The 25,047-nt window shown below is 61.4% G+C and carries 27 protein-coding genes and 1 other RNA gene; 19 read left to right on the top strand and 9 right to left on the bottom strand.

All coding sequences use genetic code 11. The features are described 5' to 3' along the window. The first annotated feature begins 5 nt into the window (after positions 1 to 5). From ACXJKO_RS09865 to ACXJKO_RS09855, 3 genes are read left to right on the top strand one after another with little or no spacing between them, the layout of a single operon-like run. Positions 6 to 761, top strand: a complete 756-nt coding sequence (locus ACXJKO_RS09865) for an SDR family NAD(P)-dependent oxidoreductase (protein WP_457090914.1) — start codon at positions 6 to 8, stop codon at positions 759 to 761. Beyond that, positions 758 to 1,825 carry a phosphotransferase gene (locus tag ACXJKO_RS09860; RefSeq protein WP_457090913.1) on the top strand — a complete coding sequence of 356 codons (1,068 nt, stop codon included), beginning with the start codon at positions 758 to 760 and terminating at the stop codon, positions 1,823 to 1,825. Before ACXJKO_RS09865 ends, ACXJKO_RS09860 begins: the two co-directional genes overlap by 4 nt. A gap of 50 nt (positions 1,826 to 1,875) precedes the next feature. Beyond that, positions 1,876 to 2,694, top strand: coding sequence for an MBL fold metallo-hydrolase (locus ACXJKO_RS09855; RefSeq protein ID WP_457090912.1), 819 nt, complete (start codon positions 1,876 to 1,878; stop codon positions 2,692 to 2,694). Between the two features lie 28 nt (positions 2,695 to 2,722). On the opposite strand, the gene ACXJKO_RS09850 is transcribed toward ACXJKO_RS09855, so the two are convergent. After that, positions 2,723 to 3,565, bottom strand: coding sequence for a 3-keto-5-aminohexanoate cleavage protein (locus ACXJKO_RS09850; RefSeq protein WP_457090911.1), 843 nt, complete (start codon positions 3,563 to 3,565; stop codon positions 2,723 to 2,725). 86 nt (positions 3,566 to 3,651) lie between these two features. On the opposite strand from ACXJKO_RS09850, the gene ACXJKO_RS09845 reads away from it, so the two are divergent. The 11 genes from ACXJKO_RS09845 to ACXJKO_RS09795 all read left to right on the top strand — a co-directional run bounded on the left by ACXJKO_RS09845 (position 3,652) and on the right by ACXJKO_RS09795 (position 17,233). Then, positions 3,652 to 4,542, top strand: a complete 891-nt coding sequence (locus ACXJKO_RS09845) for a MurR/RpiR family transcriptional regulator (protein WP_457090910.1) — start codon at positions 3,652 to 3,654, stop codon at positions 4,540 to 4,542. Next, positions 4,539 to 5,882 (top strand): aspartate aminotransferase family protein, encoded by a 1,344-nt coding sequence (locus ACXJKO_RS09840; RefSeq protein WP_457090909.1) that lies wholly within the window; start codon positions 4,539 to 4,541, stop codon positions 5,880 to 5,882. Before ACXJKO_RS09845 ends, ACXJKO_RS09840 begins: the two co-directional genes overlap by 4 nt. Positions 5,883 to 5,979: 97 nt before the next feature. Then, on the top strand, positions 5,980 to 6,954 hold the full coding sequence (locus tag ACXJKO_RS09835; RefSeq protein WP_457090908.1) for a TAXI family TRAP transporter solute-binding subunit: 975 nt from the start codon (positions 5,980 to 5,982) through the stop codon (positions 6,952 to 6,954). A gap of 85 nt (positions 6,955 to 7,039) precedes the next feature. Continuing rightward, the gene (locus tag ACXJKO_RS09830) at positions 7,040 to 9,643 is read left to right on the top strand and encodes a TRAP transporter permease (protein ID WP_457090907.1); all 2,604 of its coding nucleotides are present in this window, start codon (positions 7,040 to 7,042) and stop codon (positions 9,641 to 9,643) included. Positions 9,644 to 9,903: 260 nt separating this feature from the next. After that, positions 9,904 to 11,181, top strand: a complete 1,278-nt coding sequence (locus ACXJKO_RS09825; RefSeq protein WP_457090906.1) for an imelysin family protein — start codon at positions 9,904 to 9,906, stop codon at positions 11,179 to 11,181. A 7-nt stretch (positions 11,182 to 11,188) separates the two neighbouring features. Continuing rightward, a complete protein-coding gene (locus tag ACXJKO_RS09820; RefSeq protein ID WP_457090905.1) occupies positions 11,189 to 12,649 on the top strand; it encodes a multicopper oxidase family protein in 1,461 nt (486 codons plus the stop codon). Then, on the top strand, positions 12,649 to 13,836 hold the full coding sequence (locus ACXJKO_RS09815; RefSeq protein WP_457090904.1) for a di-heme oxidoredictase family protein: 1,188 nt from the start codon (positions 12,649 to 12,651) through the stop codon (positions 13,834 to 13,836). Before ACXJKO_RS09820 ends, ACXJKO_RS09815 begins: the two co-directional genes overlap by 1 nt. Positions 13,837 to 13,845: 9 nt before the next feature. After that, entirely contained in the window at positions 13,846 to 14,892 is a 1,047-nt protein-coding gene (locus ACXJKO_RS09810; protein ID WP_457090903.1) for an imelysin family protein, read from the top strand. Next, a complete protein-coding gene (locus tag ACXJKO_RS09805) occupies positions 14,882 to 15,994 on the top strand; it encodes a DUF1513 domain-containing protein (protein ID WP_457090902.1) in 1,113 nt (370 codons plus the stop codon). The genes ACXJKO_RS09810 and ACXJKO_RS09805 overlap by 11 nt, the downstream gene beginning before the upstream one ends. A 96-nt stretch (positions 15,995 to 16,090) precedes the next feature. Then, positions 16,091 to 16,420, top strand: a transfer-messenger RNA (tmRNA) gene (gene ssrA / locus ACXJKO_RS09800). Between the two features lie 72 nt (positions 16,421 to 16,492). After that, on the top strand, positions 16,493 to 17,233 hold the full coding sequence (locus ACXJKO_RS09795; protein ID WP_457090901.1) for a hypothetical protein: 741 nt from the start codon (positions 16,493 to 16,495) through the stop codon (positions 17,231 to 17,233). Positions 17,234 to 17,287: 54 nt separating this feature from the next. Here ACXJKO_RS09795 and ACXJKO_RS09790 read toward each other — a convergent pair whose 3' ends face one another. From ACXJKO_RS09790 to ACXJKO_RS09765, 6 genes are all read right to left on the bottom strand, one after another. After that, entirely contained in the window at positions 17,288 to 18,007 is a 720-nt protein-coding gene (locus ACXJKO_RS09790; RefSeq protein WP_457090900.1) for a lysophospholipid acyltransferase family protein, read from the bottom strand. A gap of 205 nt (positions 18,008 to 18,212) precedes the next feature. Beyond that, complete coding sequence (gene rpsU / locus ACXJKO_RS09785) at positions 18,213 to 18,518, bottom strand: 30S ribosomal protein S21 (RefSeq protein ID WP_457090899.1); 306 nt, start codon at positions 18,516 to 18,518, stop codon at positions 18,213 to 18,215. An 82-nt stretch (positions 18,519 to 18,600) separates the two neighbouring features. After that, the gene (locus ACXJKO_RS09780; RefSeq protein WP_457090898.1) at positions 18,601 to 18,795 is read right to left on the bottom strand and encodes a hypothetical protein; all 195 of its coding nucleotides are present in this window, start codon (positions 18,793 to 18,795) and stop codon (positions 18,601 to 18,603) included. Between the two features lie 70 nt (positions 18,796 to 18,865). Beyond that, positions 18,866 to 19,213, bottom strand: a complete 348-nt coding sequence (locus ACXJKO_RS09775; RefSeq protein WP_457090897.1) for a DUF6481 family protein — start codon at positions 19,211 to 19,213, stop codon at positions 18,866 to 18,868. Positions 19,214 to 19,262: 49 nt separating this feature from the next. Next, positions 19,263 to 19,463 (bottom strand): hypothetical protein, encoded by a 201-nt coding sequence (locus tag ACXJKO_RS09770; RefSeq protein ID WP_457090896.1) that lies wholly within the window; start codon positions 19,461 to 19,463, stop codon positions 19,263 to 19,265. Between the two features lie 107 nt (positions 19,464 to 19,570). After that, positions 19,571 to 19,780, bottom strand: a complete 210-nt coding sequence (locus tag ACXJKO_RS09765) for a cold-shock protein (protein ID WP_457090895.1) — start codon at positions 19,778 to 19,780, stop codon at positions 19,571 to 19,573. Positions 19,781 to 19,881: 101 nt separating this feature from the next. Here ACXJKO_RS09765 and ACXJKO_RS09760 point away from each other — a divergent pair, with 101 nt between their 5' ends. After that, positions 19,882 to 20,100, top strand: coding sequence for a hypothetical protein (locus ACXJKO_RS09760; RefSeq protein WP_457090894.1), 219 nt, complete (start codon positions 19,882 to 19,884; stop codon positions 20,098 to 20,100). A gap of 15 nt (positions 20,101 to 20,115) precedes the next feature. On the opposite strand, the gene ACXJKO_RS09755 is transcribed toward ACXJKO_RS09760, so the two are convergent. Together ACXJKO_RS09755 and ACXJKO_RS09750 are read right to left on the bottom strand one after the other, a co-directional pair. Then, positions 20,116 to 20,343, bottom strand: a complete 228-nt coding sequence (locus ACXJKO_RS09755; protein WP_457090893.1) for a hypothetical protein — start codon at positions 20,341 to 20,343, stop codon at positions 20,116 to 20,118. A 114-nt stretch (positions 20,344 to 20,457) separates the two neighbouring features. Beyond that, a complete protein-coding gene (locus tag ACXJKO_RS09750) occupies positions 20,458 to 20,667 on the bottom strand; it encodes a cold-shock protein (RefSeq protein WP_457090892.1) in 210 nt (69 codons plus the stop codon). 324 nt (positions 20,668 to 20,991) lie between these two features. On the opposite strand from ACXJKO_RS09750, the gene ACXJKO_RS09745 reads away from it, so the two are divergent. From ACXJKO_RS09745 to ACXJKO_RS09730, 4 genes are all read left to right on the top strand, one after another. After that, the gene (locus tag ACXJKO_RS09745; RefSeq protein WP_457090891.1) at positions 20,992 to 21,600 is read left to right on the top strand and encodes an ANTAR domain-containing response regulator; all 609 of its coding nucleotides are present in this window, start codon (positions 20,992 to 20,994) and stop codon (positions 21,598 to 21,600) included. Positions 21,601 to 21,604: 4 nt separating this feature from the next. Beyond that, positions 21,605 to 22,936, top strand: coding sequence for a CmpA/NrtA family ABC transporter substrate-binding protein (locus tag ACXJKO_RS09740; RefSeq protein WP_457090890.1), 1,332 nt, complete (start codon positions 21,605 to 21,607; stop codon positions 22,934 to 22,936). Between the two features lie 355 nt (positions 22,937 to 23,291). Next, a complete protein-coding gene (gene cysG / locus ACXJKO_RS09735) occupies positions 23,292 to 24,770 on the top strand; it encodes a siroheme synthase CysG (protein ID WP_457090889.1) in 1,479 nt (492 codons plus the stop codon). Positions 24,771 to 24,773: 3 nt separating this feature from the next. Beyond that, positions 24,774 to 25,047 (top strand): uroporphyrinogen-III synthase (locus tag ACXJKO_RS09730; RefSeq protein ID WP_457090888.1); only part of this gene is annotated, 274 nt, incomplete at its 3' end.

Raw genomic sequence — 25,047 nt, 5'->3', positions numbered from 1 at the left:
AAACGATGTTCGACGTCAGGGGCAAGGTTGTCCTCATCACCGGCGCTTCTCGTGGGATAGGGCGAGCAACCGCAATCCAGCTCGCCGAGAACGGCGCGAAAGTGGTCATCTCGAGCCGCAAGCAGAACGCCTGCGATGCGGTCGTCGAGGAAATCAGGGCCTTCGGTGGGGAGGCCATCGCCAAGGCCTGCCATGTGGGCGACCGGGCACAGGTCGAGAGCCTCGTCTCCCATGTGAACGAAGTGTGGGGCGGGATCGATGTTCTCGTCTGCAACGCCGCCACGAATCCGGTTTACGGGCCCGCCGCCAACCTGACCGACGAGCTGTTCGGCAAGATCATGACCGTGAACGTGCATAGCACGATCTGGCTCTGCAATCTGGTGTTGCCGCAGATGGCGGAAAGAGGAGGTGGCTCCGTTGTCATTCTGTCGTCCATCGCGGCCCTGCGTGGATCGGCGACCATTGGAGCTTACGGCATGTCGAAAGCCGCCGAAGCGGCTATCGCCAGAAACCTCGCCGTCGAATGGGGACCGAAGGGCATTCGCGTCAACGCGATTGCGCCGGGTGTGGTGAATACCGATTTCGCCAAGGAGCTGGTCAACGATCCGGTTCGCCGGGCGCAAATGGAAAACCGCACGCCGCTGAGGCGCTTCGGCGAGCCCCGCGACATCGCGGGTATCGTGCATTTCCTGGCATCTCCCGCCTCTGCTTACATCACCGGCCAAGTGATCGTCGCCGATGGCGGCGAGACGATCAGTTGAAGGGGCGGTCCGGCAGCATGGTGAATCTCGCGCCCGTCATTCCCGCGCACCGCTTCGACGAGAACACGCTTAAAGGTTGGCTGACCAACGCAGTGCCGGATTTTCGCGGCGAGCTGAACATTCGTCAGTTCCAGGGCGGTCAGTCGAACCCGACATTCCTGATCGAGGCAGAGGGAAAGCGGCTGGTTCTGCGCAAGAAGCCGCCAGGGCAGTTGCTCAGCAAGGCTCATGATGTCGAACGAGAGTTCCGGGTTCTGGCAGCACTAGGAACGACGGATGTGCCTGTGGCACGCGTCATCGCGTTATGCGACGACGCTTCCGTGATCGGCACGCCGTTCTACGTGATGGAATTCGTCGAAGGGCGGATCTTCGACAATGCCATGATGGATGGCCTCAAGCCGGATGAGCGCAGGCGTCTGCACCTGGCATCCGTGGATGCGCTGACGAGGCTGCACGCCGTCGATTTCGATGCGGTGGGCCTTGGAGATTTCGGGCCTAAGGGCGGCTATGTGGCCCGGCAGGTCGAACGGTGGAGCAGGCAATATCGTTCATCATTGAGCGCAGGCGAACTTCCGGCGCTGACATGGCTTGCCGATTGGCTTCGCGAGCATCAGTCCGTGCCCGATGAGACCACGATCGCCCATGGCGATTTTCGTCATGGTAATCTTTGTTTCGCTGTCGATCAGCCGAGGGTCTCCGCAATCTTCGACTGGGAACTCTCGACACTGGGACACCCTTTAAGCGATCTTGCTTATCTTTGCATGCCTTATCGCATTGATGCCAATGTTCCGAACAGCAGGGGTATTCTTGGGCTCGATCTCGCGGAGCTTGGCATTCCGAAAGAAGAGGAGATCGTCGAGCGATATTGCACGGCATTGGGCCGCTCGGTGTCGCCGGATTGGAACGTGTTCCTGGCCCTGTCGTTCTTCCGATTGTCGGCCATTCTGCATGGCGTGATGGCTCGCGCGCTCCAGGGCAACGCGAGCGACGCCAACGCACGGCAGGTTGCACAGCGTGCGGGTCTTCTCGCAGAGGTGGGGCAGTTCATTGCGCGACAACACTAAATCGCTCCGCTGGTTGATTTGCGGACGACACTTCTTTGGATGGCACGCGGATGGCATTTCTCACTGAACCGGAACCAAAGCGGGGAGTGTCGCTGCCGATCGGACCGGGGATCTTCCGTATTGTGGCGGCCAATGCCAGCCTGATGACGTATCACGGCACCAACACGTACCTGCTTGAAAAGGACGACGGCTTCATCGTTCTCGATCCCGGTCCAGACGATGAGAGCCATGTCAACGCGATCCTGACGGCGACGCTCGGGAAGGTTTCCGCAATCGTTCTCAGCCACACCCATTCCGACCATTACGGTGCAATGAACAGCCTCAGGCAGCGCACCGGCGCGCCCACGTATGGCTTCCATCTCAGCGAGAAACCCGCATTCTCACCCGATGTGCCTTTGCGCGACGGCGACCATGTTCTCGGAATGACTGCGATCCACACACCTGGACATGCCAGCGACCATCTCTGCTTTGCGCTCCCCGATGGAATTGTCTTTACCGCAGATCATGTCATGTCGTGGTCGAGCAGTATCGTCTCCCCGCCGACCGGCGATATGGCGGCTTATGTCGCAAGCCTGCATCGCATGCTGTCGCGGGATGACCGCCTCTACCTGCCGGGGCATGGCCCGCCACTTCCCGATCCGAAGTCTTACGTCGAAGACCTGATCGCGTATCGCGTGAAGCGCGAGAACGCCATTCTGCGGGCGCTCGGCGACGGCCCCTTCTCAACCTGGGATCTGGTGGACCGCCTCTATTCCAAGACGCATCCCTGGCTGCGTCAGGCAGCCGAACGCAACGTCGTCGCGCATCTGCTCAAGTTGCAGGGCGAAGGCTTGGTTCGGGAAGATGGCGAGCAGTGGCGGGCTGCGTGAGGGCTGTTCTGGCTCAAGGGTCGGATACCTATCGGAAGCAATCGGACCAAGTCTGGCGTAGCATGTGAGCGTCGGCGAATGTGCGGCCACATGCGGCGAGTGCGGCAACCGTTTTCTGAACCAGCTCCGCATTCGAGCCGGCTCTCGTGCCATCGGGAAGATCCAGGTTGTTCTCGAACCCGACTCGCACATGCCCGCCGAGCAAGGCGCCGGCGGTGACGCACGCGGTCTCATGACGGCCGAAGGCGCAGGCCATCCAGTTGCTGAAATTGGGTTGACCCAATGCGAGGAACGGCAGTAGATCGGTGGGGTGCGAGGTCTGCCCTGGTGTGTAGCGGCCGAGAACGTAGAGTACGGGAATCGTCTCGAACGGGACGAGCCCGCGCCTACGCATCTCATCAAGCCGGATCGCTTCCTCGGGTGTGTAGAGGATGATCTGGGGAACGATCCGTTCTTGCCGGAGCCAGGCCAGAAACTCCACGAAAGCCGGCTCGGAAGCTTCGTCGGGAGCGAGTTCGCGAAGGGCGAGTGATACGGCCTCGGGCTTCACCGCGCGCACTACATCCATCTGTGTTCCCGAATCGTAGATGCCGAGCGCCTCGCTCGTGATCTGGATGAGGAGCCGGTCGCCGACCGCCTTTCGGATGGCGGCGATGGCGTCGCGATAGGCCTGTGCATCGAGAAGATGGCGGCCATCGGCATCTCGAACATGCGCGTGGATCATGCAGGCTCCTGCCTCAAGGCAGCTGGCCGCAGTCTCCGCCAGTTCATGCGGCGTCATCGGTAGAGCAGGATGGTCGGCCTTGGTCCGACGCCCGCCATTGGGAGCGACCGCGATTGCAACCGGCGACGGATTTTCAGGGCGCTGCATCGACTTCCCATAGATCAATTGTTTCAACAATCTTCAGAATAAAACACTTGTTGCAAGGATCGTAAAGATCATTAATCTGCTCGCTTATGAATATCGCCGCCTTGGCAGATCAGATCGTCGATACCTTCGCCAGCATGCCAGCGCAGCTGCAGGCGGCGGCTCGTTACGTGCTCGACCACCCGGACGATGTCGCTCTGCTCTCCATGCGCGAGCAGGCTCGGCATGCGGGCGTGCAACCTGCCACCATGACCCGCCTGGCGCAGAAGCTCGGGTTCGGCGGCTATGAGGGGATCAGGGAGATCCATGCCCACGCCATCCGCACCGGCGGGCCCGGATTCGCCGGCAAGGCGGGCGCTCAGGTCGCGACCCAGAAGTTGAAAGGCGAGCGGGCGCTTGCCGGGGAGATGCTTGCGTCTCTTTCGCAGCAAATCGCCCGCCTCGGTGAAGGAGCCGTCCTGGATGGGCTGGTGGAGGCGGCGATCCTCTTAGGGAATGCGCGCCGGATCTACTGTCTCGGCCTGCGCTCGGCGCATCCCGTGGCGTGGCACCTCAGCTATGTTCTCTCGCTTATCGGCGAGAAGGCGGTGCTCCTCGATTCTGTCGCGGGCATCGGAACGGATTCCATCCGGGATGCGGCCGAGGACGATATCGTGTTTGCAGTGAGCGTGTCGCCCTATTCGCGCGCGACGGTTGACGCCGTGCATTATGCGCATGCGCAGGGCATTCCCATCGTCGCCCTGACCGACAGCCCCGTGTCGCCGCTGGCGCAGGTGGCGAAGTCCACCATCCTGATCCCGACTGACAGCCTATCGTTCTTCCACACCATGACGCCATGCTTTGTCGTAAGCGAGATCTTGGCAGCGCTCATCGCGGGACGCGGTGGGGAGCAGTCGCTCGAGGCGCTCAAACGCACGGAAGCCCAGCTCGCCGCCTTCAATATTCACTGGTCGCCGCAGGACGGCAGGAGAACCCGATGACCCGCATTCTTCATCGTCAAATTCATGGAGCCTTGCCCGTGGCCGTGGGCGGCAGAGGAGTCGAGCTGTTCGATTCGGAAGGGCGTTCCTACATCGATGCGTCCGGCGGAGCCGCGGTTTCCTGCCTGGGGCACGGCCATCCCGATGTAACCGCCGCCATGAAGGCGCAGGCCGACAAGCTCGCTTATGCGCATACCAGCTTCTTCACCACCGAAGTGGCCGAGGCGCTCGCCGATAAACTGATCGAGGATGCGCCGGCCGGGCTGTCGCATGTCTATTTCGTCTCGGGCGGGTCGGAGGCGGTCGAGGCGGCGCTGAAAATGGCGCGGCAATATTTCGTGGAAAACGGCAAGCCGGAGCGCCGGAACATCATCGCGCGTCGCCAGAGCTATCATGGCAACACCTTGGGCGCGCTTGCCACGGGCGGCAACGAATGGCGCCGGGCCCAGTTCCGGCCTCTTCTCGTCGAGACCCATCACATCGATCCGTGCTTCGCATACCGCTATCAGCAGTCCGGTGAAACCGACGAGGCCTATGCCGCGCGTGCCGCGCAGGCGCTGGAGGACAAGATCCTGGAGCTCGGCCCGGACACGGTCATGGCCTTCGTGGCCGAAACCGTCGTCGGCGCCACGGCAGGCGCGGTGCCGCCGGTAGCGGATTATTTCAAGCGTATTCGCGCCATCTGCGACCGCTATGGCGTGCTCCTCATTCTGGATGAAGTCATGTGCGGCATGGGCCGCACGGGCACGCTCCATGCCTGCGAGCAGGACGGCATTGCGCCGGACATCCTGACCATCGCGAAAGGGCTGGGCGGCGGTTACCAGCCCATCGGGGCCGTGCTGCTGGGCCAGCACATCTTCGATGCCTTCGCGAACGGCTCGGGCCTGTTCCAGCATGGGCATACCTATCTCGGACATCCGATGGCCTGCGCCGCCGCCCTTGCCGTACAGGAAGTCATCCAGCGCGATGGCCTGCTCGGCAACGTCAAGGCCATGGGGGGGCGCCTCAGGCAGCGCTTGAACGACCGGTTTGGCAATCATCCCAATGTGGGCGATGTTCGGGGCAGGGGATTGTTCATGGCAATCGAACTGGTGGAAGACCGCTCGACCAAAACGACCTTTGACCCTAAAGAGAAACTTCATGCTCGCATCAAGCGCGAGGCGATGGCCCGCGGCCTCATGGTCTATCCCATGGGCGGCACCATCGACGGAGTGCGGGGGGATCACGTCATGCTCGCCCCGCCCTTCATCGTCGACGAGGCCATCGTCGATACGATTGTCGAGCGTCTGGGAGATGCCGTGGATGCGGCGCTCGCGGGCGTGAAACTGAAAGTCGCCTGAGACCTCTCCTGAAGAGGCAGGGGCGGCAGCGGGGAAACCAATCCCCGGACTGACTTCAAGTCCGGCAAAAAGCCGGACGCAATACGAGGGAAGACAAATGAAAGTGTTGAACAAGACCCTGCTCGGCGCAGCCGCAGCCACATTGGCCTTCACGGCCCTGCCGGCGCAGGCGCAGCAGAACTTCGCCACCATCGGCACGGGCGGCGTGACCGGCGTGTACTACGCCGTCGGCGGCGCGATCTGCCGTTTGGTCAACAAGGACCGCAAGACGCATGGCATCCGCTGCTCGGTGGAATCCACCGGCGGCTCGGCCTACAACGTCAACACCATCAAGGCGGGCGAGCTCGATTTCGGCCTTACCCAGTCCGACGTGCAGTACAACTCCCTGAAGGGTGAAGGCGCGTTCAAGGATGGCGGCGCGTTCGGCGATCTGCGTGCGGTGTTCTCCGTGCACCCTGAGCCCTTCACGGTGCTCGCCCGCAAGGAAGCGAACGCCGCGACCTTCGACGATCTCAAGGGCAAGCGCGTGAACGTGGGCAATCCGGGCTCCGGCACCCGCGCCTCCATGGAGGAGCTGCTTGGCGCCAAGAGCTGGAAGCTGTCCGACTTCTCGCTCGCCTCCGAGCTGAAGGCCGACGAGCACGGCTCCGCGCTCTGCGACGGCAAGATCGACGCCTTCTTCTACGGCGTGGGCCATCCTTCCGCGAACATCCAGGACCCGACCACCACCTGCGGCGCGAAGCTCGTGTCGATCACCGGTCCGGCCGTGGATAAGCTGCTCGGCGACAAGCCCTACTACGCCAAGGCGACGATCAAGGGCGGCCTCTACAACAACAACCCGCAGGATGTGGAAACCKACGGCGTGCTCGCGACCGTCGTGACCTCGGCCAAGGTACCGGAAGAGACCGTCTATCAGGTGACCAAGGCGGTGTTCGAGAACTTCAACGAGTTCAAGTCGCTGCACCCGGCCTTCGCCGGCCTCGACCCGGCAAAGATGGTGAAGGATGGTCTCTCCGCTCCGCTGCATCCCGGCGCTGCGAAGTACTACAAGGAAAAAGGCTGGCTGAAGTAAGCAGGCTTCAAAACAGAAACCTTTTTGAGGGCGGGGGCGGCGCAGGCTGCCCCTTTGCCTTGTTGAGACGTTCAAGGATACGACCATGTCGACCACCGAGAAAGCCGCCCTTGCTCCCTCCGCCGAGTTGGAACAACTCGTCGCCGAAGCCGATACGGGAGGCCGCAAGCCGACCGGTTCTACCGCCACCTTGATCACAGCGGTCGCCATCGCATGGTCCCTGTTCCAGCTTTGGTACGCATCGCCGCTGCCGTTCGTGTTCGGCTTCGGCATTCTGAACGATACGGAGGCGCGCGCCATTCATCTCGGCCTCGGGCTCTTCCTCGCCTTCATGGCCTATCCGGCCTTCAAGTCCTCGCCGCGTTCCTACGTGCCAGCCCTCGACTGGGTGCTCGCGCTGGCCGGCGCCTTCGCGGGCTCGTATCTCTTCCTGTTCTATCGTGAACTCGCCGCGCGTCCGGGCCAGCCGATCATGCTCGATCTCGTGACGGCGGGAGTAGGCATCCTGCTGCTGCTCGAAGCCACGCGCCGCGCGCTCGGCCTGCCCATGGTCATCGTCGCGCTGGTCTTCATCGGCTTCACTTTCGGTGGCCCCTACATGCCCGATGTGCTGCTGCATCGCGGCGCATCGATCTCGAAGTTCCTCCAACATCAATGGTTGACGACGGAAGGCGTGTTCGGCATCGCGCTCGGCGTATCCACCAGCTTTGTGTTCCTCTTCGTTCTTTTCGGAACGCTGCTCGACAAAGCGGGCGCGGGCAACTGGATGATGCAGATCTCCATCGCGCTTCTCGGCCATCTGCGCGGCGGCCCGGCAAAGGTCGCCGTGGTGTCCTCCGCGCTCAACGGCGTCGTCTCCGGCTCCTCGGTGTCGAACGTGGTGTCGGGCGGCATCTTCACGATTCCGCTGATGAAGCGCACGGGCCTGTCCGGCGTGAAAGCCGGCGCCATCGAGGCCGCTTCCTCCATCAATGGGCAGATCATGCCGCCGGTGATGGGCGCGGCCGCCTTCCTCATGGTCGAATATGTGGGCATTCCCTATTCGGAAATCGTGACCCACGCCTTCCTGCCTGCGGTCGCATCCTACGTCGCGCTTCTCTACATCGTGCATCTGGAAGCGTTGAAGATCGGTTCGAAGCCGATCCCGCGCGAGGCCATGCCCGCCAGGACGCGCTTCCTGCGCACGGGCCTCGGTCTGTCGGGCTCCATCGTCGTCCTCGGACTTCTCTACTACGGCGTCATCGGCGCACAGGCCGCTTTCGGCGCCAGCGCACCCTGGATTCTCGCAGCGGCGGGCGTCGTAATCTATCTCGTCACCGTGTCCTATGCGGCGCGCTTCCCCGATCTCGAGCTCGACGATCCGAACACGCCCATCATCAGTCTGCCCCGCGCCTGGGACGTGACGCGCACCGGCCTCGACTTCCTGATTCCACTCGTGGTGCTTTTGTGGTGCCTGATGGTCGAGGAAATGTCGCCGGGTCTCTCGGCCTTCTGGGCGACGACTACGATCATCGGCATCCTGGCAACCCGCCGCCCCCTGCTTGCCCTGTTCCGCAAGGAATCGATTCCCGCGGCGGCGCGTGGGGCGGGCGCCGATCTCATGGACGGTTTCGCGCTCGGTGCGCGCAACATGATCGGCATCGCGATTGCGACAGCAACCGCCGGCATCGTCGTCGGCACGGTGACGCTCACCGGCCTCGGCCTCATGATGACGGAGTTCGTGGAATTCATTTCCGGCGGCAATGTCATCGTCATGCTGTTGCTGATCGCGCTCATCAGCCTCGTGCTCGGCATGGGCATTCCGACCACGGCGAACTACATCTTGGTCGCGACCTTGATGGCGCCGGTGGTGGTGGAGCTGGGCGCGCAGGCGGGCCTCGCGATTCCGCTGATCGCCGTGCATATGTTCGTGTTCTATTTCGGCATCATGGCCGATATCACGCCACCCGTGGGCCTTGCGGCCTTCGCGGCGGCGGCAATCTCGCGTGAGGATCCCATCGCGACGGGCTTCCAGGGTGCGCTCTATTCTCTGCGCACCGCAGTGCTGCCCTTCGTGTTCATCTTCAACCCCGCCATGCTGCTCATCGGCATCGAGAGTTGGATGGATGCGGGCATTGTCATCGCTACCAACATGGCGGCGGTTCTGATCTTCTCGGCGGCGACCATGAACTACTTCGCGACAAGAAGCCGCCTGTGGGAGAGCGCGATCCTGCTTGCGGTGTGCTTCGCCCTGTTCCGCCCCGACTGGTTCATCAACCAGGTCCACCCGGCAACCGTTTCGCTGCCCGCGAGCGAGCTGATGAATCAGGTCGCCCGCACCCCTGAGAACCAGCGCCTCGCCTTCGTGGTGGAGGGGCTGAATATTGAGGGCGACGATGTGCGCAAGACGGTGAGCCTCGACCTGGGAACCGCGAAGGCCACGCCGCAGGAGCGCCTGCGCGAGACCGGCATCACCGTGGCGGGCCTCGGCGATCAGATGACGATCAGCAACGTGGCCTTCGGGTCCTATGCCAAGCGCGTGGGCCTCGAGCCCGGCTTCAAGATCGTCAGCGTCATCCAGCCCGCACCGGGACGGCCCTCGACCATCTGGGTTTACATTCCGGCGCTCGCGGTGGCGGGCCTGATCTGGTGGCTGCAGCGTCGTCGGGTGAGGACCGGAAACGAGAAGCTCTCGCCGGTCGCGGCCTAGAATCGATAATGGATATTACCTGGAGCGCGGCTGGCCGCGCTCCAGGCCAGCTCGGAACAGAGCGTATGAGAGCTTATCAAGTAGCGTAACTTCCTTTTGGATTGCTCATTTAACAGGCGCTTCTTCACCCTTCATGTCGTGCTCCCGGAGACAGGGTTGCGGCAAGGCTCGGCGCCGTGTAGTTAAGTAATTGAAAGCAAAGTAGTTTTTAGGATTTCTAAACTACGCTATCACGCTGATCTTGAGGGAGTTCCCTGTCCATGAAGTCTGCCCGGTCCCTGTTGGCAGCAACGGCGCTTTTCGGCTTGCTTGTTGCCTCACCCGCTTTCGCTGCAACTCCCGAGCCCAAGGCGGTGGTTGCCACTTATGCGAATATCGCGCAGGCCATGTATGAGGATGCGCTGAAAGCGGCGCGTGATCTCGGCAAGGCGGTGGATGCCTTCTTAGGCGCGCCCACGGAGGATAACCTCCAGAAAACGCGCGAAGCATGGCGTGCGGCGCGCGTGCCTTACCAGCAGACGGAAGGTTTTCGCTTCGGCAATGCGCTGGTCGACGAGTGGGAAGGCACGGTCAATGCGTGGCCGCTGGACGAAGGCCTGATCGACTATGTCGACACATCCTCCTACGGCGAAAAGTCGGACGAAAACCCGCTTTACCGCGCCAATGTGATCGCCAACAAGAAGATCCGCATCGGACGCAGTCAGGTCGATGCGAGCAAGATCACGAAGAAGCTTCTGAGCGACAAGCTGCAGGAAGCCGGTGGCGTCGAGTCCAATGTCGCGACAGGTTATCATGCCATCGAATTCCTGCTCTGGGGACAGGACCTCAACGGCTCGAAGGCCGGTGCCGGAACGCGTCCTGCAACCGATTACGCGCTCGACAAATGCACCCACGGAAATTGCGAGCGCCGGCGTGAGTATCTGCGCGTTGCGACGGATCTTCTCGTCGACGATCTGTCGGAGATGGCGCAGGCCTGGAGCGCCAAGGGCGCGGCCCGCAAGCAGGTGACAGCCAAGAAAGCCGAGGACGGACTTGCGACGATCCTCACCGGTCTCGGCAGCCTCTCTTACGGCGAGTTGGCCGGCGAGCGCATGAAGCTCGGGCTCATCCTGCACGATCCGGAAGAGGAGCATGATTGCTTCTCCGACAACACCCACAACTCGCACTATTACGATCAAGCCGGCATGGCGGCGATCTATAACGGCCGCTATGTGCGCACGGATGGGAGCGTGGTCGAGGGCGCGAGCCTTGCGGCCTATGCGAAGGACAAAGCGGGCGAAGCGGCTGGCAAGGTCGATGACGCCATGAAGAACACGACCGACAAGCTCGGCGCCATCAAGGCGCGGGCCGACAAGGGCGTCGAGTCCTACGACCAGATGATCGCGGAAGGCAATGCCGAGGGCAATCGCGTGGTCGAGGACGGCGTGAATGCTCTCGTCGCCCAGGCCCGTGCCATCGAAGGTCTGGTGAGCGCGCTCGGTCTCAAGATCGACATTGAGGGTTCCGACTCTCTCGACAATCCGTCGGCAGTGCAGTGAGGGTGTCGTGCTGACGCGCCGCGCCTTATTGAGCGGGGCTGCGGGGATTGCGGGCGGCGGCGCTCTTGCAAGCCTGGGATGGCGATCTTCGCCTGCCCGGGCGGGCGAGGGACTGCCCACTCGCCCGCCCGGAAAAGGCGGGCGTCGGCACGAACTCATCTTTACCGCAGCCGAGCGCGACGCGCGGCTTCTCGGGCCCTCGGGGCCCGTTTCGCGTGTATGGACCTATACAGACGCGCCGTTCGGCATCACACGCATGCGGCTCGGCGATACGGTGCGGGCGCAGCTCGTCAACAACCTGCCCGAGCACACCTCGATGCACTGGCACGGCATTCGCGTGCCCAACAGCCAGGACGGCGTTCAGTACCTGACGCAGCCACCGGTCAATCCGGGCGAGACCTTCGCTTACGAATTCACGCCGCCCGATACGGGAACGTTCTTCTTCCATCCGCACTGCAACGAAGTGGGCCAGGTTGGGCGCGGGCTTGCGGGCATCCTGATCGTCGAAGGCGACGAGCAGGAACCGTCGCATGCGGATATCGTGCTCGCCAACAAGGATTGGCGTCTCGCCGAGAGCGGCGCCTGGCTGCCGTTTGAAACATCGGAGGGCGCGAGCCGCGCCGGCACCTTCGGCAATGTGCGGGCCGTCAACGGTGTGCAGGCTTTCTCCGTCGACGTTCCCGCCCATGGCGATATTCGCCTGCGCATTCTCAACATCGATGCTTCCCGCACGATAGAGGTCGGCGTGGAGGGGGCCGACGCTTATGTGATCGCAACCGACGGCAATCCCATCGACCCCTTTCCGCTGCATAGCTGGAAGCTCGGCGCGGCGATGCGCCTCGACATTCTGGTGCGCGCCCCTAAGGCCGGACGATCTTTCAAAGTGCTCGATTATTTCTCTTCCGAGCCCTGGACGCTGGCGACACTGAACACGGTCGAGTCCGCTCTGAAGCCGCGCGTGTTCCGGCCCAAGCCTCTCTATGCATCGCGTGTGCCGCGCGCTGATTTGAAATCGGCCGAGCGCATGAGCTTCGCGTTCAGCGCCGCAACGGGTGCTGCCGGCTTCGTGCAGGCAATCGCGCAGGACGATCCGCTCAGCAAGGTGCTGCTCGATTCCCTCTGCGTTCAGGATGCGACCTTCTGGGCCATCAACAAGGCATCCTGGCCGAATGCCGGGCACCGGCAGATGCCGCCGCCTCTGGCGATGCTGGACGCGGGCAAGTCCTATGTGTTCGAGTTGATGAACGCCACGCCGCATCCGCATCCGATCCATCTGCATGGACATATGTTCGAGGTGCTTTCCGCCTCGCGTTCGGACGTGCCACGCTTTCTCGCCGATACGGTGCTGCTGCATCCGAAAGAGCGCATCGAGATCGCCTTCGTGGCCGAGCGCGGTGACTGGATGTTCCACTGCCATATCCTCGAGCATCTGGAGTTCGGGATGATGGGCTATGTGAGGGTCGTGTGATGCGCCTTGCCGCCGGCATCGGCATCGCCATCGCGCTCGCAGGAGCCGCCATGGCGGACGACAGGATGAGCCGTACCATCGGCAAGGCGCTGTTCGAGCGCGCCTGGGTGCCGGCGCCGTCATCGACGAAGGCCAACGACGGCCTGGGACCTCTCTTCAACGCTCGCGCCTGTGTCTCCTGCCACGCGGGTCTGGAGCGCATGCCCGTCGAGGTGAATGCAGCTGGTATCGTCACGAGCGACAATCTCATCCTGCGTTTCTCAGATAACGACGGCAAGGCTGACCCGGTCTATGGCAAGCAGCTCCAGACCGCCGCCGTTCCGGGTGTCGAGCCGGAGGGGCGCATCGCTCTTTCGGAGAAGGGGCCTTATGCCCGCGATCTGAGCGGGGGTGCCGTCGCGTCCAGCACCTATCAAGGAGCCCGCCTTGCGCCAGCGCTGCACGGCCTCGGGTTACTCGAAGCGGTTCCCGATGCCGCCATTCTTGAGCGCGCGGACGCGGACGATCGGAACGGCGACGGCATTTCCGGCCGGGCGAACATGGTCGCCATGCATGACGGCGCATACCGCATTGGGCGCTTCGGCTGGAAGGCATCGGCGGCGAGCCTTTCCAGCATGACCGAGACGGCATTCTCGCTTGATATCGGTCTTTCGACGCCAGGGCTGCCTGCTCCCTGGGGCGATTGCTCGCGGATGCAATCTGAATGCCGCGCTGCTCCGCATGGGGGAAATGAGAGCGAGCCCGAGATCACGGTCGAGCTAGTCGCGATGATTCGTGATTATCTCGCCTCGGTTGCTCCTCCCATGCGAACGAACGGAGCCATGGATAGCGCTGGCGAAAGGCTGTTTGTGGCCATCGGCTGCGCCGCCTGCCACACGCCTGCATTACCGTCGCCGTGGGGTCCGGTGCAGGCTTATACCGATCTTCTCCTACACGACATGGGCGATGAACTCGATGGCGGTGCGACCGAGCCCGGGGTAGCCTCGGGTGAATGGAAGACCGTACCGCTCTGGGGGCTCTCTCGAATTCTTGCATCCCGGGCAGGCTTCCTGCATGACGGGCGTGCGGGAACGCTTGAGGAGGCAATCCTGGCCCATGGCGGAGAGGGGAGCGCGGCACGGTCGCGCTACATCGCTCTCGATAGGAGTGAACGTGATCGGCTTCTCGCCTTCCTGTCTTCGCTTTAGGAGTTCGACGTGAAGCGCTTGCTGGCAGCATTCGGTTTTGTTTTCGCGCTCGCATCCGGCGCGCCCGTAAACGCGGCCGATCATCGCGAAGCAGCCTTGCGGGCCGCGCGCGAGTTTGCATTGCCACGTTACGAAGCGCTTGCGGAGGCGACATCCGCACAGGCAGTAGCATGGAACACTATCTGCAAGTCGCGCCCCCCGCGTGATCTCAATGCGCTCGATGCCGTTTATCATACGGCCGCCGATGCGTGGGCTCAGGTCGAGTTCCTGCGCTATGGGCCTATCGGCGAAGACTTCAGGTTCGAGCGCATGGCCCATTGGCCCGAGCGCCGGAACGCAGTCTCGCGCGCGCTGTCGAACCTCATTTCGCGTCCGGATGTTGAAGTCTTTTCCTCAGAGCGCTTTCAGGAGACCAGCGTCGCCGGACAGGGGTTTTCGGCTCTTGAGCGGCTCCTGTTCGAAAAGGAGACGCGCGGCGATCTCCGTTCCGGCACACACGCCAGCGAGCGTTTGTGCCGTGTAGGGCAGGCCATCGCGAATGCGCTTGCCGCAACATCGCGCAAGGTTTCGGACGAGTGGCGGCAGAAAACCTTGCCGATGCTGGAACAGGCGGATGAAGCGCGCGCTCGCGAAGCCGTGACACGCTTCGTGACGGATCTCCTGACCGCCCTCGAAGTCGTCGAGGACTTCAAGCTCACCGCGCCTCTCGGCCAGAGCATCGATTCCTCCCGCCCTATGCTTGCCGAAATGTGGCGCAGCGGACGCGGCACACGGGTGGTCCGCCTCAATCTGGAAGGGGCGCGTGCGTTGTCTCAAGCGCTGCTTGGTGCAAATCCCGGCGATGAAGCACAAGTTGCGCTCGGCGCTCTTGATAATGCAGCTTCGATTGCCAAGAACGCACCGCAGAATCTGAGCGAAGCGGTTGCCGATCCACGCCGTCGCGGGCAAGTAGTGCTGCTGCGCGATGTTGTCTCTTCGGCCCGCACGCTTGTAACAGCTAATCTTCCGCCGGCTTTGAACATCACGACAGGGTTCAATTCTCTCGATGGTGATTGATCGCAGAAGCTTCCTCGCCGCCCTCGGCGCGGCCATCGGCACGAGCCTTGCCCCTCGGACGGCGCAGGCGGGCGAGCCTGTCTATGTTTCAGCCTGCACGAATGCGGACGGCGTTCATCATGTGGCTGCATTCTCGCATGACGGGCGCATGCATTTCGCCACGACCCTGCCATCACGGGGGCATGACATCACTTTGCGTCCAGACGGGCGCGAACTCGTCGTCTTTGCCCGCCGCCCCGGCAACTGGATGGCCGTGATCGATCCCGCCAGCGGCAGCGTCCGCAAGGTGGTGACGGCGGCGCAGGGGCGGCATTTCTATGGGCATGGCGTCTTCTCCGATGACGGACGGCTGCTTTTCACCACCGAGAACCACATCGCGGCCGGCGAGGGAATCCTCGGGATCTACAACGCGGATGCCGGCTACGCGCGGATCGGAGAGATGACCACGAGCGGACCCGGGCCGCATGACCTCGCCTTCCTGCCCGGTGGCGAACGCCTCGTCGTGGCCAATGGCGGCGAGCGTACGGAGTCGGACAGCCGGGATGTCGTCAACGAAGGCGAACTTGAGCCAAGCCTTGCTCTCATTCGTGCAGGAAGCGGTGAAGTCGAAAGCCATATCGAACTGGGGCGCGAGTTGCGCAACTTGAGCATCCGTCACCTTGCCTGTGCGCCGGATGGCGAGGTTGTCTTCGGCTGCCAGTTCAAAGGGGATCCGCTCAACGTCGTGCAGCTGGTTGGGCTTCTCACGCCGCGTGGCGAGACGGTTTTCCTCGACATGCCGGAGGACGATCTCGTCTCGATGGAGAACTATATCGGCTCCGTGTCCCTCGACCGGTCGGGTGACATCATTGCCGCCACGAGCCCGAGAGGCAGTGTCGTTGCGTTCTGGGACAGAGCTTCGCGACGTTACCTCGGCCGCAAGCGCATGTCGGATGTCTGCGGGGTAACGGCGGCGCCAGATAGGGCCACGTTCCTGGTGACCTCCGGCAATGCGGGTGTGGGAATGGCAAGGATCGAAGAGCCGGCGATAGAGCGGATCGGCGGCGATTTCGACCGCTGGATCTGGGACAACCATGCCTTGTCCCTCAATCCCTTCTCTTAAATCAAGGCGATTGGCTTTTGGCCCAAGCGTAGCCGCACCAACAGGGGGCGGTGCGTCATAAGGTCGGGCGCTCAATAGCATAGACCATCGATTTGAAGCCTAGATATCGTGTCGATGATCCTCTATATCCCGAGTGTCAGGTTCGCCTGACTATGATCGTAGAGGCAGAGTGGAATAGACGTTCAGGACGCGGGTTCGATTCCCGCCGCCTCCACCAAAAGCACATCGGCTGTAGTTCCGGCGTGTTTTTGATGGGGGCGACATGGGTTCGACTGGGCGTGATAAAGGCTAGGTTGCGATTAGGCTTAGCTACGGCCTTGATAGTGCAAATTCATAAATGCCAACGACAACGTTGACATGGGTGCAGTGCGCCTCGCGGCGTAACGATCCGGGGCTCGGGAAAGCCTAGCAACAGAAACGGCACCTTCGGGTGCCGTTCCCTTTTACTGCCTGCGGAGTCCGCAGCAATTGCCGCTTCAATGAAAGAGAGAAGATTACATGTCGGATATTCAGGTGGGCGGCTACATCCGCGTTTCCAAGGGGACAATCGTCTACCCAACGGGCAACGGCGTAGAGGCTCCGACCACGCGCGATCAGGTGGTGAAGGTCGCCAAAATTTTCGATGTGGACGTCAAGAGCGACAATTTCTATCTGCTTCTTCCCGATGACATGCGGCAACGGTATTTCGAGTCAAGCGGCGGCAAGCGCCCCATCGATCAGGATATTCTGGAATTCACCGATCGGCTCACCAAAGGCGACTATCGGGCGGTGGAGTGGTCGAGCAAGTGGACGCTGATCGCCGGAGTTCAGCCTGCCGAGCCTCCCGCCCGGGCCAAGGCGGACAAGAAGACGGACAAGCCCGCGAAGACGCCGCCCACCAAGCAGCAGCAGATGGTGATCGGTTCCGTATGGCGCTTCACGCAAGATGCGGAGCTTCGCTACAAGATTCGTAATCCTGCCTATGCCGTCATGCGCGACGAAGTGGAAAGCAGCTTGCGGCAGTTGCCGTCGCATGCCCGCACGCAGACCGTTGAATCCAAGCTGAGTGAACTTGGCGTGATGGACCATCTGGATGAGCCCTGGGGCGATGTGAAGGCAGACGAGACCTTCACGGTCCGCAGCAGATTGACCTCCGGCTTTGCCGGTGGGCAGGATGTGCCGATGCTGTTCAGGGGCGAGAAGTTCACGCTGCCTTATGCGAGCCTCGAGCCCTTCATCGAGCTGGTGTCGGCTCCATAGAGGGCCGTTAGGTGCTAATTCGGGTTCGGCGATACGCTGATGCCGAGCCCGAACTCAGGCTGCCTGTGACCAGGAGTGTCTTCTCTCAGTTTCGAGAAGCTGCTCGGCTTTGCGTGTGAATTCGTGGCCTGTAAGGCCTGGCTCGATGGGGCTGAGATAGGAAACCGAAATCGTGCCGGCCCGCTTGTAAGGCCGATCCGGTCCCCAAAAGAGACCCGAATTCAGAGACACCGGGAGAACCACCCGGTTGAGTTTGATGTAAAGCAGTTCCACTCCGCGCTTGAACGCGATGGGCTCTGAGGCCGACTTGCGGGTTCCTTCGGGAAAGATGAGCACGGAACGACCCTGGGCCAGAGCCGCTTGGCTTTCATCCACCATCTTCCGAATCGCCTTCGAGCCGCTCTCCCGATCGATCAGGATCATCGGCGACTTGCGCAGGAACCACGAGAAGACCGGAACCGTCAGCAGTTCCCGCTTCGCGATAATCGCCACATCCGGGAAAAGGATCAGAAACGCCAAGGTCTCCCACGTCGATTGGTGGTTGGCGATGATCAGGCAGGGCTCATTGGGGACGTTGTGCAAGCCTCGCTCGGCGTAGTTCAGGCCGACAACCCACTTCAAGCCCACAAGGATACCGCGCGCCCACAGCCGGGACGCCAGCCGGACGCCACGCTCCGGTGATCCGCACAGCCACAGAATGGCCAAGGCAGGCGCGAAGAGACCGGTCCACAATGCCAATAGAATATCGAACAATTTTGAGCGGGCGCGCTGCACGGCGAATAACTTCTTCGGATGAATAATCGATTGAACAAACTAAGGGGCGACGAGAACATCGGCCCCAAAAGCGGACTGCTCTTTTGAGGGTGCTCGGCGTCAGGCTTATTGCGCACTGACGCCCAGGATGGAGACGGAGCGGCGCATATCGAAAGCCGCTCTACCGTCTCGGAGAACCATGCTCGGCTCTATCGCTCTGATCCTGCTAGACCTTCGATCCTGCGGCTTCGGTGCGCGGGGTCGTATTGGGGGCAGCAGCCCCGGGCCGACGCGGATTGGCGAAGCGCGGCTTGGGCTTCGGTGCCGCAATCAGTCCCTCGCGGATAGCCTGCTTGCGAGCGGCTTTGCGGTTGCGCCGGACAGCTTCCGCTTTCTCACGGGTCTTGCGCTCGGAGGGCTTCTCATAAGCCTTCCGCGCTTTCATCTCGCGGAAGATGCCTTCGCGCTGCATCTTCTTCTTGAGAACCCGAAGGGCCTGATCGACATTGTTGTCGCGCACTAAAACCTGCAAAGGATGTCCTATCTTTCAATGATGAGATTCAATCTGCCGTAACATGCATTGGGCGGATCACATAGCGGGTGGGTATGGAGGGCTAGGTGCTCCGAATTTCGCTTTCCCGCACGGCTTTCTCGATCGCACCCGACTTGATCCGGTACGAAACTTCGCCGGTCTGATCGGCCGGCATCAGTCGCACAACCTCATAGATGCTGACGGCGCTCGTTCTTGCATCGGAAAAGCCCGGCTGCTTCAACCGGACCATTTGTCGGACTTTGAACTTGTGAGACATCTGTCGATCTCCTTGCTGTTGCGTGAATCGGGTCAGTTGCAATCGTCGAGAGGCTATGGGGCAGAAGTCGCTACTGCCGCGCTTTGCGGGCCGCGTAACGAGCATCGCGGGCGGCTTTGCGTTCTGCCTCCAGCCTTGCGTCATTCGCTTCCTTTTCGGCCGCAGCACGCACTTCCTGATCGGCTTGTTCCGCCGCCATCGCCTCGCGCTCGGCCGTGATGCGAGCGTTCTCGGCAAGGCGCTGGGCCTCGCGCTCCGCCAGACGGGCGTCACGCGCGGCGCTCACGGCGGCTCGGGCCGCTCGCCGTTCCGCCACCGCCGCATCGTCAGGGCCGGGGCGCTGAAGGAACTTGGCCGCCATTGCTTGTTTCGCGCTCATGGCGGCACTCAGCCGCTCGCCTAAATCTTTCTGCTTCATTCCGTTTAATGATCTCAATGTGTTGTTCTGATCGTACCTGCGCAGCCGCTTACCGGATACGTCTGATGCCGGTGATGGTGCCTTCAGGCAGCGTGCCTTGCTCTTGCTGGGCTCGCGCAATCAAGGCGATGGCCCGGCTATCGTTCGCCTTTGTGAGATCGTCGACCCACAGATAGGCCCTGCGCGCATCGTCATAATCCACCACGAACATGACTGTCTTCGCAGGATTGGCTCTTCGAAACGTGTTCATCAATTCCTCACTTCTTAGCCGTCGGACGAGGAAGGCTCGTAAAGAAAAAGCCGCTCCGCTCGGGAGCGGCTTCGGGGAGGGCGCTTATGGTATGCGCCCTGTCATCCTCAGGCCTTCTGGATATTGTCGACTGCAATCTTGCCGGAGCGACGGTCTTCCGCCGTGTCGAATAAGACCTTTTCGCCTTCCACGAGACCGCGCATCCCTGCGCGCTCGAGGGCCGTGGCATGGACAAACACGTCCTTGCTGCCATCGTCCGGCTGGATGAAGCCGAAGCCCTTCGTGTCGTTATAGAATTTCACAGTGCCCGTAATCATGGGGGTGACCTTTCGCGATTGCCGCAGATGCACGTGAGCGAAGGCACGCGAATTCGCTGCCTCAACTCGGTTCGTCGAAGTTTTGGTAAGAAAGTCCGAACGTGCGCCTGGCAGAGCCAACAGCGAAACGGCCCGATTGTCCGGCCAAAGTCGATAATAAAGATATAGATAATTATCGAGTTTTTACAAGTGCCAACTTGCTAATTATAGGAAAAATCAAAGATTTTAGCCGTTTTTCTTTCCGTTTCCGCCCAATCTCTCTTGGAGAAATGCCCGAAAACAATCAACGCGCCCAAAATATCCGCAAAAGCCGACGATAAGACCGGCCGCTAGCGTTAGTCCGGCGAGCGCGTAATCTTCTTGATCGGAATGCGGGGGCGGCCGGCTTTCTCGGCGATAGCGTTGTCCTGCTCTTCAATGGTTATACGGGCAGGCTCATCGCCATCGAGCCCACCCAAGATGGAGCGCGGGACGCGTCTGTTCGAACTGCGGGTGCCATCCTCGTAGAGGACGTCAAAGAGAGCATATCCGCTCTCGATCGGTTTTGACTTCTTGCGCGCCAATGTCAGGATTCCTTTCCTTGGCTTTGCGCATTGAGATACCTCATGCGCCAAAATACAGAGGCCGCTCCAAGCTGGAGCGGCCTCTGCTGAGAAATCGATGGCTGGAGGGCTTGATTAAGCCGTCTTCAGGTTTCCTGCCGATTCCTTGCCGGTGCGGCGGTCGGACTCGATCTCGTAGGAGACCTTCTGGCCCTCGGCCAGACCACGCAGACCGGCGCGCTCCAGAGCGGACGCATGGACGAAAACATCCTTGCCGCCGTTGTCGGGCTGGATGAATCCATAGCCCTTTGTTTCGTTGTACCACTTCACCGTGCCCGTAGCCATGGTGCGCTCCTTTCCCAGTTGGTCCTAAAGATGAGTCAAGATGCCGAAGCGCCTTGGCTCGAAGATATCGATGCTTGGGGAAATCGCCCGTGCAGGTGCACGGTATCGCGCAGCAGCTCAGTCGTCGGCCAAATCTCGACGGACGCATCGTAGAGGTCATGGCCCTCTATGACAAGACAGGGGTGAGCTTGCCACAGCAGCCGGCATGAAATGCCTAAAAAACAAGCAAAATTCACTCGGACCCACCCGATCCCGCCCAATAATCTTGGCCCGAAACTTGCAGGATGTTCCACCTGAACATCGGCATCGAGAGCTTTCAGCGATTTGACCAAAGATAACCCAGCAGGGCAGCGGCCTCTCCGCGTTGCGATCATCGAGGAGAACAGCATCAGGGCCGCTATCCTCCTCGATGGCCTGCGGGATGCCGGTGTCGTCGACGTGGAGGTCATCGACACCATGACCCACATGCTTCGCCGGCTGAGCGCCATTGATCCGGACGTGATCATCATCGGGATCGAAAATCCCAGCCGCGACGTGCTCGAGCAGATGTTCCAGGTCTCCAAGCTCGTCTCCCGTCCGGTAGCCATGTTCGTGGACCAATCCGACGAGGGCATGATCCAGGCCGCCGTGGAAGCCGGTGTATCCGCCTACGTCGTCGATGGGCTGCGCAAGGAGCGGGTCAAGGCCATTGTGGATATGGCGGTCAGCCGGTTCAACGCGTTCGACCGCCTGCAACGCGAGCTGACGGCGGCGCGCAACGAACTTGCGTCCCGTAAGACTATCGAGCGCGCCAAGGGAATTCTCATGAGAACCCGGCAGCTCTCGGAGGAGGAGGCCTATGCGCTTCTGCGCCAAACGGCCATGAACGAAAAAAGAAAGCTGGTCGACATTGCGCAGAGCGTCGTCACGGCAGCTTCGCTTCTGGAGAAATAATAGCGTGTTGGATTTCCAAGCCTTCGGGAGCCCCTTCTCAAGCCGATCAGGATCGACTGAGGGCATCCCCACTCCAGCAAGAGGCGGTCCCACGCCGGAGCGGCTGGTGCGTGTAGGGTTCATTCCACTTCTGGACATGGCCGTGCTTGTCGCAGCGGAGGAGCAGGGTTTCGCCCGGCGCGAGGGCATTCGCCTGCAGCTCATCAAGGATGTGTCATGGTCCAACATCCGCGACAGGCTTGCCTTCGGTCAGTTCGATGTGGCCCACATGTTGAGTCCGATGCCAATTGCTTCCCAGCTCGGCCTCGGCTCGAATCCATATCGTTGTTTCACACCCTTCGCCCTTGGTCGTGGCGGCAATGCCATCACGCTCTCGCTTGAACTTTATCGCGAGATGCAAGCGATTTTCGGACTCGACGGATCGGAAGATGCGCTCGTAAACGCCTTAGCCTTGAAGATGATAATCGAACGGAGAAAGCAGGACGGCCGCCGACCGCTGGTTTTCGCCATGACTTACCCGTTCTCGTCTCACAATTACGAGTTCCGCTTCTGGCTTGCGGCAGCAGGGATCAATCCAGACAGCGACGTGACGATGACCGTGGTCCCGCCCCCTCTGACCGTCGATGCCATGTCGGCACGGGCCATCGACGGCTTCTGCGTCAACGCTCCCTGGAACATGATCGCAGTGGAAAGGGGCATGGGCCGGATGGTGGCCACGAAGGCCGATATCTGGCCGGCTGCCCCGGAGAAGGTCCTGGGTGTCAGCCCCAACTGGGCCGAGGATAATCCTGAGACGCTGTCGCGTCTGATCGTGGCGCTGGATGCCGCCGCTCGCTGGTGCGACGATCCGGATAACCATGCGTCTCTGGCCGACATGCTGGCTGATCCCGCCTACGTGGGAACTCCAGCGGAGATGATCCTGCGCCTGCTTAAGGGAGAACTCACCGTCGATCCTGGCGGCAGGGTGAGACGGATCGAAAACTATCTGCTGTTCCATGGTCAAGCGGCCAACTTTCCCTGGGTCAGCCAAGCCGCATGGATCTACAGCCAGATGGTTCGATGGGGACAGGTCGCTTATGATGATGCCCATCTTGCGCAGGTCGAGGCAGCCTACCGCCCGGACATTTACCGTAGTGTACTTGGCGGGTCGGCGACCGCCGTCCCGACGATCGACAGCAAGATCGAGGGTATGATGTCAGGCTCAGCTAGTGTTCCCAGCACAGCTGGGGATCTTATCCTCGATCCTCACCCATTCATCGATCAGCGTGCCTTCGATCCCAGGGATATTCCATCTTACGTCAATGGCTTTGCGATCAGCACTCTTTCCTTGCCTTGAGCGCGAATTATACAATCTAGCGCATACATTAAGCGCAAACTGCACAAACAATCGCCTTGAGCAAAATCTGTGCAGTGCGTACCTTTTTTCTTCAAGGTCAGGTCAGACAAGGAAGTCGTAGCCGGCCTTCATGAGCAACGCCGATCAACGATGATCGGCCGCGCGTGCCTCTGAAGAGGCATTTTCCGACAACGACGTCGCGAGATTGGTTGTAGTGCCGCAGCAGCGGCATGCAGTTCGTCACGCGGCGTTTTTTGCATTCAGGCGAGGTCCTCGCGGCAGGCGGCGGGTAACCTGCCCAACATAGCCGGCCTGAACTGCGCTTTCTGTCGTGTGAAAATCCGGAGGTTCATCGATGCTGCAGTCGTTACGAAAACCGTCCGAGGCCGAGCCGGGTCGCATGGGGCGTCTCGCCAAGCTGCCGGTCTTCTTCGACCTGCAGGGCAAGCGTGCCGTGCTTGTCGGCGGCTCCCCTGGCGCAGCGTGGAAGGCGGAGCTTCTCGCTGCGGCGGGAGCGTATGTCGATGTCTATGCAACCGAAATCTGCGCCGAGATGGAGGCGTTGCTGGCTCGCGGAGCGGCGGATGGCCGCCTCACTCTGCATCGTGGTCGCTGGACACCCGAGATTCTGAATGATGCTGTTCTCGCAGTCGCCGATCTTGAGAATGAGAGCGAGGCGGAAGCATTTGCCATAGCCGCGCATGAAGCTGGCGTTCCTGTGAACGTGATCGACAAGCCCGGCTACTGCGATTTTCAATTCGGCTCGGTGGTCAATCGTTCTCCAGTCGTCATTGGAATTTCCACTGACGGCGCAGCGCCGATCCTGGGGCAAGCCATACGGCGTCGCATCGAGACGCTGCTGCATCCGTCCCTGTCCGCCTGGGCCTCGCTCGCCAAGGCCATACGCGAACGCATCATGGAGCAACTGCCTCCGGGACAGTCGCGCCGCGCGTTCTGGGAGCGCTTTACCGATCTGGCTTTCCAGGGCGGCTCACCGCAATCCGTGGCATCAAACGTCGACGCAGTTCTCGGACAAATCGCCTCGCACTCCGCCAAGGCTGTGGGGCGTGTCACGCTCGTCGGCGCGGGTCCCGGCGATGCGGAATTGCTGACCCTCAAAGCCATGCGCGCGCTGCAGGCTGCCGACGTCATTCTCTTCGATGATCTGGTATCGGAAGATGTGCTCGAACTCGCACGCCGTGAAGCGAAGCGCCTCATGGTCGGGAAGCGGGGAGGGCGCGCATCCTGCGCACAGGAGGACATCAACGACCTCATGACCCGCCTTGCCATGCAAGGAAAACATGTGGTGCGCCTGAAATCCGGCGATCCCATGATCTTCGGCCGGGCCGGAGAGGAGATCAATCATCTGGAGCGCGCGGGCGTTCCCGTAGACGTCGTGCCCGGCATCACGGCAGGCATCGCCCTGGCATCGTCTCTCGGTATCTCTCTCACTCATCGCGACATGGCGCAGTCGGTTCGGTTCGTAACAGGATGCGCGAGGACGGGGCAACTTCCGGACAATCTGGATTGGCAAGGCTTGGTGGATCCTCTCACGACAATCATCTTCTACATGGCCGGAGGAACGGCAGGCGCCATTGCCGCACGACTGGTGGAGGAGGGCTTCTCCGCGGACACTCCAGCAGTGATGGTGTCGGACGTGTCGCGGAATGACGATCGGTGGGCCGGAACCATATCTGATCTCGGCAAGGCGAGCGATCAACGCGATCCTTCGAAGCCCGTGATCATTGGCGTCGGCAGCGTCTTCGGTAGGGCTCTCCAGTCGAGCCTTGGGCACAGTTCTGCATCTGCGCAGCGGCTGCTGACGGAAGCGTAAGCGATGATGCTGCAAGGCCGAAAGATTGCCGTGCCAGAGAGCCGCGAACTCGATCTGTTCACACGTATGCTAGAACGATACGGCGCTGTCGTTATTCCCTGTCCGCTGGTCTCGATCCATGACGTCGAAGATGCCGCGCCGGTTCAGTCTTGGCTGAAGCGGCTTGCTGAAGGGCAGCACGACAGTCTCGTCCTTTACACAGGCGAGGGCTTGGCTCGCTTGCTGGCGTTTGCCCGCCGCGATGGCATCGAGGCGGAGGTGATCGCCAGCCTTGGAC

The organism is Microvirga sp. P5_D2, from assembly GCF_054049475.1.
Note: the sequence above shows the minus strand (reverse complement) of the source record. Positions and strands in the feature narration are given on the sequence as shown.